Source organism: Pontixanthobacter luteolus, assembly GCF_947494915.1.
Taxonomy (GTDB): Bacteria; Pseudomonadota; Alphaproteobacteria; order Sphingomonadales; family Sphingomonadaceae; genus Pontixanthobacter; species Pontixanthobacter luteolus.
Genome location: NZ_CANLWR010000001.1, coordinates 190,867 through 203,131, shown reverse-complemented (window position 1 = coordinate 203,131; position 12,265 = coordinate 190,867). Strand labels below are relative to the sequence as shown.

At 61.4% G+C, this 12,265-nt stretch carries 11 protein-coding genes; all 11 read right to left on the bottom strand.

Going from position 1 to position 12,265, the window contains the following annotated elements; genetic code table 11:
* Positions 1-62: 62 nt before the first annotated feature.
* The 11 genes from PO778_RS00905 to PO778_RS00855 all read right to left on the bottom strand — a co-directional run bounded on the left by PO778_RS00905 (position 63) and on the right by PO778_RS00855 (position 12,237).
* Positions 63-1,595: a Ppx/GppA family phosphatase gene (locus PO778_RS00905; RefSeq protein ID WP_271438282.1), complete on the bottom strand. Its 1,533-nt coding sequence runs from the start codon at positions 1,593-1,595 to the stop codon at positions 63-65.
* Positions 1,592-3,754, bottom strand: a complete 2,163-nt coding sequence (locus tag PO778_RS00900; RefSeq protein ID WP_271439315.1) for an RNA degradosome polyphosphate kinase — start codon at positions 3,752-3,754, stop codon at positions 1,592-1,594. Before PO778_RS00900 ends, PO778_RS00905 begins: the two co-directional genes overlap by 4 nt.
* Before the next feature lie 133 nt (positions 3,755-3,887).
* On the bottom strand, positions 3,888-4,898 hold the full coding sequence (virB11, locus tag PO778_RS00895; protein WP_271438281.1) for a P-type DNA transfer ATPase VirB11: 1,011 nt from the start codon (positions 4,896-4,898) through the stop codon (positions 3,888-3,890).
* A gap of 19 nt (positions 4,899-4,917) precedes the next feature.
* Entirely contained in the window at positions 4,918-6,024 is a 1,107-nt protein-coding gene (locus PO778_RS00890; protein ID WP_271438280.1) for a TrbI/VirB10 family protein, read from the bottom strand.
* Positions 6,025-6,035: 11 nt separating this feature from the next.
* On the bottom strand, positions 6,036-6,809 hold the full coding sequence (locus PO778_RS00885; protein WP_271438279.1) for a TrbG/VirB9 family P-type conjugative transfer protein: 774 nt from the start codon (positions 6,807-6,809) through the stop codon (positions 6,036-6,038).
* Positions 6,806-8,002, bottom strand: coding sequence for a TrbL/VirB6 family protein (locus PO778_RS00880; RefSeq protein WP_271438278.1), 1,197 nt, complete (start codon positions 8,000-8,002; stop codon positions 6,806-6,808). The genes PO778_RS00885 and PO778_RS00880 overlap by 4 nt, the downstream gene beginning before the upstream one ends.
* The gene (locus PO778_RS00875; RefSeq protein ID WP_271438277.1) at positions 7,999-10,440 is read right to left on the bottom strand and encodes a VirB4 family type IV secretion/conjugal transfer ATPase; all 2,442 of its coding nucleotides are present in this window, start codon (positions 10,438-10,440) and stop codon (positions 7,999-8,001) included. The genes PO778_RS00880 and PO778_RS00875 overlap by 4 nt, the downstream gene beginning before the upstream one ends.
* Positions 10,441-10,473: 33 nt before the next feature.
* Positions 10,474-10,758 (bottom strand): VirB3 family type IV secretion system protein, encoded by a 285-nt coding sequence (locus tag PO778_RS00870; protein WP_271438276.1) that lies wholly within the window; start codon positions 10,756-10,758, stop codon positions 10,474-10,476.
* Between the two features lie 6 nt (positions 10,759-10,764).
* Entirely contained in the window at positions 10,765-11,064 is a 300-nt protein-coding gene (locus PO778_RS00865; protein ID WP_271438275.1) for a TrbC/VirB2 family type IV secretion system protein, read from the bottom strand.
* Entirely contained in the window at positions 11,065-11,697 is a 633-nt protein-coding gene (locus PO778_RS00860) for a lytic transglycosylase domain-containing protein (RefSeq protein ID WP_271438274.1), read from the bottom strand.
* Between the two features lie 168 nt (positions 11,698-11,865).
* Positions 11,866-12,237, bottom strand: a complete 372-nt coding sequence (locus tag PO778_RS00855; protein ID WP_271438273.1) for a hypothetical protein — start codon at positions 12,235-12,237, stop codon at positions 11,866-11,868.
* Between the last annotated feature and the right edge of the window lie 28 nt (positions 12,238-12,265).

Here is a 12,265-nt window from a genome sequence, read left to right as displayed (position 1 = left end):
TTCACAATCAGGTCTGGCTTATGAACAGTCGCGCCATCGCAAGCGCGGCCAATTGGCAACGCCTAGGCCGAAGTACGCGCCAGCATTTCGGATTCGCTGATCACGCGCATTTCCGGTTTCAGGTTCAAGCGGTCGCCCAGAAGGGCCATATCCTTTTCGCTGGGCAGACCGAACAGGTCGGCATGGCTTTCCTCCAGCGAAAGGACCAGCTTGCCCGCTTCGACTTCCAACGTGCTTACATGGAAAAGTCGGCGCGAACGGCCGCCGAGCCTTCGGCAGAGGCGGATGGCAAGGCCCCAGCAGACTGCTTCTTCCAGTTGTTCCTCACTGGCCAGACGGTACAGTTCGCGGTTCAGATCGCAGCGATTCCCGTTCCCGCAGACGGCAGCAGCCATCATTGCGCGCTCATCCGGCGCAAGACCCAGCCAGCGTTTCTGCAGCGCCCAATCGGTCGCAACGTCCATCCGCAGGTTGGGTTCGATCTGCATTGATGCGAGCGAAAGCATCGTTGCCGCCAATCGAACACGTTCGCTACCATGCAGCGACGGCGGCGCTGCGCCAACCGTCCATGCGGCGATGCGCGTTGCCAGGATCGGCGGGGTCCCGCGAGAGGCGGCGAATTCGCCCACCCCGGCAAGCAGCGGATCTTGCGAACGTGCGATGGCCGGCAACTCATCATACAGGATGCCTTCGCGCAGGCCCCACGATGAAAACACGATGCGGTCCGGCATCAACCGGTCGAGCAAGGCGTCCAGCAGGACGCCCGCATGAGGCAGATTATCCGCCCGCATGCTGGAAATTCGCGGGTGCAGACGCAGTTCGTCAGGCTCAGCCTCGGCCACACGCGTTGCCAGCGCCTTCGCTTCGGCCAGCGGCAGGGTGAAGGCGTGCGGATCAGTCAGCGGGTAATCGCGGTCCTCCATCGCCAGCACGGCCATTGATCGCCAGGTTCCGCCAACAAGATACAGCGTTCCGTCGACCGGCCCGATCTTGCCCGATGCCTCCAGCATGGCGTTCAGATTGCTATGGGTTTCGGCCCGGTCCGAACCAATGTGATCTGGCAGCCGCAGCGTTCCCAGCGGCAGGCTGATCCCCGGATCACACTCTCCCTCGGCAATATGCACGAGTTCGAGGCTGCCCCCGCCCAGGTCTGCGACAATACCGCGCGCACCGGGAAACGCGCCCATCACGCCCATGGCACTGATCCGTGCCTCTTCCTCTCCGGGAAGCAGGCGCGGCTCCAGCCCCAGCGCTCTGACCGCATCAAGAAATTCCGGTCCATTGCTCGCTTCGCGCGAAGCAGCGGTGGCCACGACGTCGACGATATCGATTTCCAGATCGCGCAGCAGCAGCGCATATCGGCGCAGTCCGCGCATGGCCAAATCGATTGCGTCATCGGCCAGCCGCCCGGTCTCCGCAATTTCGCGGCCCAGCCTTGCCGCGACTTTCTCGTTGAACAAAGTAACCGGAGCGCGCGGCGCGCCACCGTAGAGCACCAGCCGGACAGTGTTGGAGCCGATATCAATGATCGCCCGTTCCACGCGGTTGCCTGCAAAGATTCCCTGCCTGTCAGCCTTGCGTGCGCGGATCGTCATCCAGCGGCGCCCTTGCGTAGCGCCAGTTTGGGAACCCCGCCCGCCTCAAGCGCTCCGCCGCGCCCGGAAAGGGAGGGGTTGGTCATGAAATAGCGGTGGCAGTTGAACGGTTTTTCACCGCGGTCGGCGCGCAGATATTCCCCGCCCGGCTGCTGTTCCCAGCTTTGCTCGGTATCGAGCAAATTGGCGAGCAGGACCTGTTGCAGAACCTGATCATGCACCGTCTTGTTGCGGATCGGGACGAGCACCTCCACCCGCCGGTTGAGGTTGCGGTCCATCGCATCCGCAGACGAAATATAGACCTTGGTTTTCGCGCCCGGAATTTCATCGCCATTGGCAAACGCCCAGATGCGGCTGTGTTCCAGAAACCGCCCGATGATCGATTTGACGCGGATGCTTTCTGACAGACCTTCGATCCCCGCACGCAGGCAGCAGATGCCGCGGATGACCAGCTGGATTTCCACCCCTGCCTGACTGGCCGCATAGAGCCGATCGATCACGCCCTTGTCGGTCAGGGAATTCAGTTTTGCCCAAATGGCGGCGGGCTTGCCTTGCCCGGCATTCTCGATTTCCTTGTCGATCCGGGCATACAGCTTTTCGCGAAGGTCGATTGGCGAAATTGCCAGCAGCCCGGTCTTGCGAGGCTCGACATAGCCGGTCACGAAATTGAACAGCTTGGCGGCATCGCGGCCCAGTTTCGGGTCGGCGGTGAAATAGCTTAGGTCGGTGTAAATCTTGGTCGTGATCGGATGATAATTGCCGGTGCCGAAATGGCAGTATGTGCGGAAACCCTGCTCCTCCCGGCGGACCACCATTGAAACCTTGGCGTGCGTTTTCCAGTCCACGAAGCCGTAGATGACCTGCACCCCGGCGCGCTCCAGCTCCGACGCCCACAGCAGGTTTTGCTCCTCGTCGAAACGGGCCTTCAATTCCACTACCGCGGTTACCGACTTGCCCCGCTCTGCCGCCGCAATCAGCGCCATGATCACGGGTGATTGGTCGCCTGCCCGGTAAAGCGTCTGCTTGATCGCCACGACATCCGGATCCTGCGCAGCCTGACGCAGGAAATCGACCACCACCTCGAAACTTTCATAGGGGTGGTGGATGACGATATCCTTTTCCCGGATGGCGGCGAAGCAATCCCCGTCATGTTCACGGATCCGCTCGGGATAGCGCGGGCTGTAGGCGGCAAATTTGAGGTCGGGACGGTCTTCAGCGACGATTTCCGACACCCCCGCAACCCCGATCAGCGCCTCTGTCTTGATGATCGTGGTTCCCTGCGCCGAAAGATGATCGAGCAGCATTTCCTCGGCATCGGGATCGAAATCATGTTCCAGTTCCAGCTGGATCACCTGGCCGCGCCGCCGCCGCTGGATTGCGCTGCGGAACGTGCGGACCAGATCTTCCGCCTCTTCCTCGATTTCGATATCGCTGTCGCGCAGGACACGAAACGCCCCGTCGCCCTCAATCCTGAAGCCGGGGAACATATGCTTGGCGAACCGGCAAATCAGGCTTTCGATGCTGATATAGATCGCCTGCTCGCCCGGCACCCTGACAAAACGCGGCAGGGCCGAAGGGATCAGGACCATCTCGATCACCTGCGCGTTGTCGGCTTCTCTCGTCAGATTGAACAGCAGCCCGACACCCTGGTTCGACACGAACGGGAACGGGTGCGCCGGATCGAGCGCCTGCGGCGTGATGACCGGCATGATCTCTTCGAGAAAGTAGGTCTTGAGGGAGGAATACGATGCCGGATCGACCCGGGTGTTGTCGGCAATCGTTATACCAGCATCATCCAGCAGGCCGCGCAATTCGGCCCAGCATTCGCGTTGCTCCGAATTGATCTTGCGCACCGATTCCCTGATCGCGGTCAACTGCTGCGCAGGACTGCGGCCGTCAATCGAAAGCCCATCGATGCCGCGCTGAACCATGCCGACCAGACCGGCCACGCGGATCATCATGAATTCATCAAGATTGCTGCCGGAGATCGACAGGAAACGCAGCCGTTCCAGCAGCGGATAGTTTTCGTTCCGCGCCTCTGCCAGCACCCGTTCGTTGAACGCAAGCCAGCTCAGTTCGCGGTTGATATACTTGCGCGCTGCCTCTTCGGGAGAGGATTGCAGTTCCTCGCTCTCAGTCAAATCTGCGTGATTGCTCATGGCCCTCGGCCGGCTCTGCGCCGGAATGGTAAGGTCGGAATGATCGATCACGCGATTGATGGGGCTTGATCCTTATGTAAATCTGCAAGCGTCCCGTGACATAAACCTGTCACAGGTCCGCGTCACGCGCATTTCACACCAGGGTATGGCTTTCAGCAATCTGGGTAATCCCGCGCTTGCCATTTGCATCGCGGCCAAGCTGCACGATGACATCGATGACCGACGCCGCATAGGCGATGGTGTCAGTCCGCGTCAGTCCGATACCGGTCTGCATGACCATCAATGACAATTGTTCGAGCGCGCCGCGCAAACTGTTCGCATGGATGGTCGAAAAACTGCCCGGATGACCGGTGTTAATCGCTCTCAGGAAACTGACGCTTTCTGCGCCGCGCAGCTCGCCCAGCACAATCCGGTCCGGCCGCAGCCTCAAAGCCGCCTGCAACAATTCGTTCGCAGTGACCTTTGCCTCGCCCAGCTCACCTTTCACGGCAACGAGGCCAACACCGTTTTCGCCCGGCAGTTTCAGTTCCGGCGTGTCTTCCACCAGCACAACCCGTTCATGCCCGGGTATTTCACCCAGCATCGCATTGAGGAAGGTCGTTTTACCGGTCGACGTGCCACCTGAAATCAGGATCGTGCGGCGCTGCCTGATCGCCTCACGCAGAAAATCGACCGGCTGCTGCTGCGGATCGGGCATTTCGGATTCTGCCGGATCGGCGAGCGGGCCGGAATCGTAAGCGTCAAGCGGCAGATCTAGCCGCCGATGCCGCCTGATTGCCATGGTCCAATGTTCGCGTGCTGCGGGCGGGCCGCAGAATTGCACACGCGCCCCGTCGGGCAGTGTCGCGCCCAGCAAGGGGTGTTCGCGGTTGATCCCCTGATGGCTGACCCGTGCGACTTGTTCAGCAAGACGCTGGATCAAGCGGTCGTCTATTTCCGGCACATCCAGCTTCTGCATCCCCGGTGAAGCGGCATCTTCGATCCATACCTCGCCCGGCCGGTTGACCATGATTTCGGTCACAGTGTCTTTTTGCAGCCATCTGCGAAACGGCTCCAGATAGGCGGCAAGATAGACACTGCGTTCGGCGTTCACATCGCCTTGCGGTGTGCCGTCAGGCTGGAGCGGGTGGATATCGGCAGACATGGCTGGTGCTCTACCCCGCTCAGTTGACCTGAGAGAAATCCAGGTCGCGGGCGGTAAATACCCGGATCGGTTCGCCCATACGCACGCGGATGGTGGGGCCGATCTGGCTATCCTGCTGCGCTGCGGCGGCAGCCGCCTGACCGCCCCCGCCAAGAACAACTGACGCGCCGCCCGTGCCGATAGCCGACAGGCCGCCAACGACTGACAAAAGCATTGCCGAACCGAAGCGCTGGAAGAAGTTTGAATTGACTTTACCGGCAAGGCCCGTGGTCCCGTCGAAACCGACTGCCGGTGACTGAATGTTCACCGATGCCCCATCAGGGCGGATGAGCCGGGTCCAGATGACATAGGCGCGTTTTTGCCCATTCTGCAGACCCGACTGATATTGCCCGATCAGGCGCGAACTGCGCGGGACCAGCACTTTTGTACCGTCGAAGCTTTTGACATCCTGGCTTACCACTGCGCGGACATAGCCGGGCACATTGGTATCGATTGCGGTTTCCAGGATCGCCGGGATCAGGGTCCCTTGCGTCACGGTGGTTTGCGGATTGGTCATCGCGGTGGCCTGTGCCGGACCGCCGCCGACACCGCCGACCCGGCTGGCGAAATCATTGGCCGATCCACCGCCCGGCACTGCGCCGCTTTCTGCTGCAGCAACCGCCGCTCCGCTGATAACGCCAACCGGCGCACCGCTGGTATCGTAAACCACAGTCGGTGTGGCATAAGGATTGGCTGCCGGCGCAGTGTTGGTGACTGGCTGATTTGCATAGACCGGCGCAGGTGCCGGATCGGCACGGCGCGGCACGGATTGAACGGTTTGTGGTGCAGCCACCGCAGGTTGAGTGGCCGCGCCAGGCTGGACCGGCTGCGGTGCCGGCTGCTGTCCGCCCACACCTTCGGGCGGTGCAACGCGCGCCGAATTCATGCCCCACAGAGTGACCGCGCCGAGCCCTGCGACCAGCAAGACACCAGCGGCCAGGCCCAATCCGTCAGATGTGCCTTTGCGCTGGGTTACGGCAGGATAGGAATTGCGGCTGGCAAGGTCGATGATTTCTGCCGTTTCACCGTCGCGCGGATCGAAATTCTGCGCTGCGGTGTCAGCACCCTTTTTACCTGGAAGGCTCATCGCGAGGCGCATCAGTTATTCTCCCCAGTTCTGCGGGCATCCGAGGCCGCAAGGGCCGGACGCACAGGGCCGATATTTGTCAGGACGGCGCTATCCTTGCCAGACCGCAAGATGATCTCGCGCGGGACACCGTCGACAACAATTGTCTCGCCGCGAACGGCAAAATTGACCGGACCCTCGGTTCCCTTTGCGTCCTTGATCAGGATCGCAGGAACCGGCTCGCCCGATTTCCATGTCAGGAAGGTCGCGTTCCCGTCATCGTACGTTTGCGCAGGAAGCAAGGCAGGGTCACCTTCGCGGGTCCAGTCGAAATTCAGTGCCGATGGATCGACCACCGCATAGGGATCGCTCGCAGCAGCCAGTTCCATTTCGTTTACCGCGCCAACAGGCGCAGCCTCTGGCTCCGGTGCTTCCGGATAGATGAAGCGCAGCACGTAAAGCGGCTTTGCCCGGGGGCTTGCTACCAGATCGAACAGGTAGGTGTGCCGATCGGTGATGACCGTCAGATTGGTCGTCGCTGTCGGGCTGAGCGGCTTGATAAACAGCAGGTTCGCGCGCTTGTTCGGGGTCACCTGCCATGCCTGCGAGTCGCCAATCGCGACATTCTCGATCCGCTCTGCAGGGTCGAATGCGATAGTCGCCTGAACCTTGGTCTGGCCTTCAATGCGGACCACCTGAGCCGGATCGTACAGCCGTTCAACCAGACGCGGATCGTCAGCCAAGGCTGGTGAAGACAGCATCGCTGCCATCAGCAGGATAGGCGCAGGGGTAAGCGCGCGGATCATTTCAATTTCTCCGAAGTCCGGTTCTTTGCAGGGCGAAAGCGGTTGCCAATACCGCGCGTTCGCGACGTGCCAGAGCTAAGCGGCTGGATCTGACCGCTGCCTGAAGATGTGGCAAACACCTTGGTTGTACGGTTGGTGGCCGCCGAAGCCGGGCCAGACGCGTCGTTCGCCGCCGGTGAAGGTGTCACGCCCGAAACGGAGATACGGCGCGGCGGGTTCGACATGCCCGCAGCCTGCGCAGTCGACATCGGCGCATTTCCTGCCGATGCCGGCGGCGTGGATTGCGCGGTATCCGCCGCGGCATTTGCCGTCTCGCTACCGGGGACAAGGCCGAAGACTTTCCAGCCCGAAACCATTGTTGCCGATACCTTCAGCACCATAATCATCAGTGCAGCATGGACTGCGCCGATCAGGAAGAACGCCATTGCCGATCGGGGGTCGATCTGGCCCGGAACCTGCGTAAGCGATGACAGGATCGGAACTGCAAGTTCCAGCATGACCCCGCCGCCAAGAACCGCGAAAAGCGGTGTCAGCGCGAGCATGACCAGCCCCTTGAGCCAGCCCGTGAACAGACCGCGGGTCCCATTGAACAGCGCCATCACGACAAAGATCGGCCCCAGCGCAACAAGGATCGCAAGCGCGATACGCGACGTAACCAGAACTCCTACCGTTCCAAGCAGGAACAGCAACGCGCCGAGCCACAAAATACCTTGCGGGGAAAATGCGGTAATCTCTCCGGCGCCCTGCGCGCCCTGCCCGCCAGCCGCCTCTGTTGCCTGCTGAACGGCCAGAAACACGATGTCGAGCTTGTCAGCAAATGTCGTTGTGGCAGAGCCATCGTTCCCGGTGAGAACGCTGGCGATGTAATCCGGGGCGGCCACAGTCAGGTTCCACACCACCGTCTGATAGGCGAACCAGCTGGTAGCGAACGTCATCACCAGACCCAGTGTAATCATCCGCGGAACGAGCGATCTTACGCTGAGGTTGGAACGGCCCAGCAGCAGCGCGATGGCGAAAAACGCGATGAACAGCGCGAGCAGGATCGTGAGCACGGATCCCATGGCGCCGCCGGGGGCGAACAGCCGCCCGAATGCAGCCGCGCTAACTTCGGATGCGGTGCAATCCACCGCGCGCAGCGCGGCAGCGACGCCGGAACCGACATCTTCCATCAAGGCGTCGCATTGCGTGCTCATTCAGCGGCCTGCCAGACGGGGAAATTCCCGTCATCGCCTTCGCCGCCGCTGCCCGGCCAGGCATGGCCAGTGAGCGCCGGATACCATTCGGACGGCTCATCACCGACTGCTTCGCGCAGCAGGTCGAGCCTGCGCACCGAAGATTCGCGCCCGGACAGCATGGTCAGCACTTCCGGCGCGTTGCCGAGGTCGAGCCGCACGACGACCGATGCATCAGGCTGACGAACGAGGAAGCACCGGCTGTGGGCCGGCAACGAACGGATCAAGGCCAGTTCGTGATCGGTCAGGCCGAAACCGTCGCAGTAATCTTCTGCTCGTGCGCGCGAATTGGGCATGAACACCATCGTCGCGGTCTGTTCGACCAAAGCAGTCGCAATCTTGCTGTCCAGCGCATCGCGGGCCGACTGGGTCGCAAAGCCAACCAAGGCGTTGCGTTTGCGCAGCGTTTTCAGCCAGTCGCGGATGCGCGCGGCAAACACTTCGTCGTCCAGCGCCTTCCACCCTTCATCAATCAGGATCATGGTCGGATGACCGTCCAGCCGTTCCTCGATCCGGTGGAACAGGTACATCATCGTCGGCGTGCGCAGCTTCGGATTTTCGAGCAGCGCGGTCATGTCGAAACCGAGCACTCGCTGGTCGAGATCGAGCCGGTCCTTGTCGTTGTCAAACAGCCAGCCATGTTCCCCGCCGTCTCCGGTGGAAGAACCGATCCACGCACTCAGCCGGTCGGCAAGGTCCCCTGGCTGCGGGCGGCGCGATCCGGCCAGCAATTCCTTGAAATGGCGCAGCCGGCGCAGCGACGGCTGGTTGGAATAGGTGGCATCGACCGCCGTGCTGATCGTCGCCAGTTCCTCCGGCCCTTCTGCATTCAGCAAAACGCCAAGCCAGTCGCGCAGGAACGCCCTGTTTGTCGGAGTGTCCGGCAGCGCGAGCGGATTGAAGCCGGTCGGATCACCCGCATTGATCCGGTCATACCGCCCGCCAATGCCGCGAACGAACAGTTCCGCACCGCGATCCTTGTCGAACAATATGGTGCGCGGGGCGAATTTCTGGGCCTGCGCAGCGAGGAAATTCATCACCACGGTCTTGCCCGAACCACTCGGCCCGATGACCGAAAAATTGCCCAGATCGCCGTGATGGAAATTGAAGAAGAACGGGGTAGCGCTGGTCGTTTCCAGCAGCGTGACTGCATCGCCCCAGTGATTGCCCGCAGCCTGCCCCAGAGCAAACCCGTGCAGCGAACCGAAACTGGCCATGTTCGCGCTGGAGATCATTGCACGGCGAACGATATATTGCTCGTTCCCCGGGAACTGGGCCCAGAATGCAGGCTCCAGATTGGTATCCTCGCGCACCGCGATTGCCCCGGTATCTGCCAGCGCAGCAGCGCAGGCAGCGGTCGCATCGTCGAGCCGGGAGAGATTCTTCTCGCGCACCAGCACGCTCAAATGATGGTCGCCAAAACTCACCGATCCGGTTCCCAACTCGTCCCGCGCCGCGATCATGTCTGCCCGTTCCGCCGCCGCATCTTCATCGGCAGAGCGCAAGCGGCGGATGGAAAGGTCCATCCTTTCGCGCGCCGTCTGCCGCTCTGAAGGAGCATAGCTTTCCGTTACGATCATTTCGTATGGCAGCCGCAGCAACCCGTCGAGCAGACCCGGCGATGTCGCGTCGGGATAATCTTTCAGGCTCAGAATAGCGCTGAAATCGGGATCACCGGAACCGCGCAATTCCATCGCGTCGAGGCCGAAGCTGGCCCGGCGATAAGGCAACATCTGGCCGATATCGGTCGCCGCATCCGGTTGGCGCACGGGCCGCATCTCGCCATTGTAGAGAGCGCTGAGCAATTCGAGCAGCTCGTTATTGCGGCCGCCACTTGTACCTTCATATTCATCGAGCATCTGCGCGCCGTATGAACCGAGCGAGGCAACCAGCCCCGTCGCAGCAGCTTTCAGGCTGCGAATATCCTTGGGATCGGCCTCGATCTCTTTCTGGCCCTTGCGATTCCACATCTTTGCCAGCCGCTCGGCGAGGCCCGCCTTGCCCCGCGCAGGACGGCGGATCAGGGTGATGAACTGGTCGTTGATGAACAGCGAGCCGTGACCCAACCGTTCTTTCCAGCGCTTGTCGATATGGGCCGAAAGCGGATCTTCGAAATCGGCGTCCAGTTCAACCTCGACCCGGCGGCGGATCACGTGGTGATACATCACGAACCGGGCATCGAGTGTCGAGCGCAGCATGACCTCTCGTGTCGCCGCATGGGCATTCAGCGCATCGCTATCTTCGGTTTCGAACAACAGGCCGGGCACCTGGATCGCAGTCATCACCGATCCATCGCGTAGCAGCATAGTGCCCGCGTCAAGCAAGCGGGCATAGGGCAGCCGGTCGCCAGCGCGGGCTTCCTTCGCGCTCCAGGCTGCAGCTCCGATCCACTTGCTCATTGTTACAGGCCCTCCTTCAGGCCGGCGCACCAACTACGGGGCGTAGCTGTTGCAACCCCAACGCTTCCAGTTTCTGACCCGCGGGCATTTGCTGACCTTGGTGATCCACAGGTCAAAAATGCGCGGTTCCCTGAGACAGGCGAAATATCCGATCGTGTGCATGATAATCGGCACCGGGATGATCCAGAAACTTTTCAGGATCAGGAATGCCTCCGCCGTGACCAGCATATTGAGGATGAAGAAATTCATCGTCACCCCGGCAAACATCTGCGGCCGGGTCAGCGCTCTGTGCACGGGGTGGCGGACGAGTTCGGTCATCGCAGCTTAGCCGGCGGCTCCCTGAATACCGGCGACGATGGTGCTCGCGCCGAACAGGATGAACAGGCCGATGATTACAGTCGCGCCGAAACGCCAGTTCATGCGCCCGGTCAACATCATGAAGCCGACAGCCGCAACCGCCATCACCGCAATCGCAGTGGCAACATTGCCCAGCAAGGTGCCCTGCAGCCAGCCGAGCGCCGCAACGATCGGGCCCGACCCCTGCGGGTCGGCTGCCTGCTGGGCAAATGCGGCAGTTGGCATCACGGCAAACAGGGCAAGGGAAAGACGGGAAATCAGGTGCATTTAATTACTACTCCGGGAATGGTTCGACAGACGGCCGATGATGGCCGCCACGTATTCTTGGGTTTCACGAATGCGCGGGATACCACCCGCCCGCTCGACCCGGCCGGGGCCGGCGTTGTAGGCCGCCAGCGCTTTTTCCAGATCGCCGTCAAACCGGTCGAGTTGTTCGCGTAAATAGCGTGCGCCGCCTTCGAGATTTGCGAAAGGATCATCGGGGTTTACGCCCAGTTCGCGGGCAGTGCCGGGCATCAATTGCGCCAGTCCGCGCGCACCAGCGGGGGATACCGCATTGGTGCGCCAGCGGCTTTCCTGCCACACGACCGCCTCCAGCAATGCAGGGCTCAGGTCGAAACGGCGGGCAAGTTCATGGACGGCCGCGTTGAATTCCGGCGGGATGGCCCGGGCGTGCAGAGCCGGATCGGCAACCGCATTCATGGGCACATGGAAGTCAGCGCCAAGAACGGTCAGATCGTCCGATTGAACAGCGGTGTTGGCAGCGCGCAGCATGACCTGCTCACCGGTTACCCAGCGAGCGCCCTCTTCACCCACTTCCATCACGTCGGCGGATGCCGGAACGCTGATTGCAGCGAACGCCAGCGGTATCAAAATCCGACCTGTCCAATTGAGAATCATCAATAACTCCGTCCCAACCCCATGGGCACGATACATGACACTGCGGTGACAGCAAATCGAACAACATGACCATTGGCACTGAAACGAAGCGGGTCCGGCCAGCAACGCCGACCGAACCCGATAAAGTATGCCGTCCGCGAAAGACGGATCAGGCTTAATATACAGGGCCTAGCGCGAAGCGACCCTGGCCGCCGAACCCAACTGCCCGCTATCGAGCATTGCAATCGCCTTCAGCGCAAGACGGCGCGAATCCACCCAGTCGCCGGAGGCCGTTTCCAGTTGGTATCGTGCGCCACTGTGTACTGCCAGATCGAGCAACTCGCGCGCCTCGTCGGTGCGCCCCTCGCGTGCATAAGCGACTGCCAGATTGATCAGCCGCGCCGGATCGTCGCGATCAAGCGCGGCATTGCTTTCAATGCGCATGATCGCCTCGGAATTCCGGGCTGCTGAAAGCTCGTCGAAAGCGACATCGACCGATTGGTCGGCGCTGGCCGGTGCCTGCAGCAGAGACAGTGCGGCAACTGCAATTGTGAGCGACATTTCCACTCTCCTCTTCCTCAAGTGAGTG

Bases quoted from the DNA above. Each gene is read 5' to 3' on its own strand.
- PO778_RS00905 (WP_271438282.1), bottom strand. From the start codon at position 1,595: ATGACGATCCGCGCACGCAAGGCTGACAGGCAGGGAATCTTTGCAGGC.
- PO778_RS00900 (WP_271439315.1), bottom strand. From the start codon at position 3,754: ATGAGCAATCACGCAGATTTGACTGAGAGCGAGGAACTGCAATCCTCT.
- virB11 (WP_271438281.1), bottom strand. From the start codon at position 4,898: ATGTCTGCCGATATCCACCCGCTCCAGCCTGACGGCACACCGCAAGGC.
- PO778_RS00890 (WP_271438280.1), bottom strand. From the start codon at position 6,024: ATGAGCCTTCCAGGTAAAAAGGGTGCTGACACCGCAGCGCAGAATTTC.
- PO778_RS00885 (WP_271438279.1), bottom strand. From the start codon at position 6,809: ATGATCCGCGCGCTTACCCCTGCGCCTATCCTGCTGATGGCAGCGATG.
- PO778_RS00880 (WP_271438278.1), bottom strand. From the start codon at position 8,002: ATGAGCACGCAATGCGACGCCTTGATGGAAGATGTCGGTTCCGGCGTC.
- PO778_RS00875 (WP_271438277.1), bottom strand. From the start codon at position 10,440: ATGAGCAAGTGGATCGGAGCTGCAGCCTGGAGCGCGAAGGAAGCCCGC.
- PO778_RS00870 (WP_271438276.1), bottom strand. From the start codon at position 10,758: ATGACCGAACTCGTCCGCCACCCCGTGCACAGAGCGCTGACCCGGCCG.
- PO778_RS00865 (WP_271438275.1), bottom strand. From the start codon at position 11,064: ATGCACCTGATTTCCCGTCTTTCCCTTGCCCTGTTTGCCGTGATGCCA.
- PO778_RS00860 (WP_271438274.1), bottom strand. From the start codon at position 11,697: ATGATTCTCAATTGGACAGGTCGGATTTTGATACCGCTGGCGTTCGCT.
- PO778_RS00855 (WP_271438273.1), bottom strand. From the start codon at position 12,237: ATGTCGCTCACAATTGCAGTTGCCGCACTGTCTCTGCTGCAGGCACCG.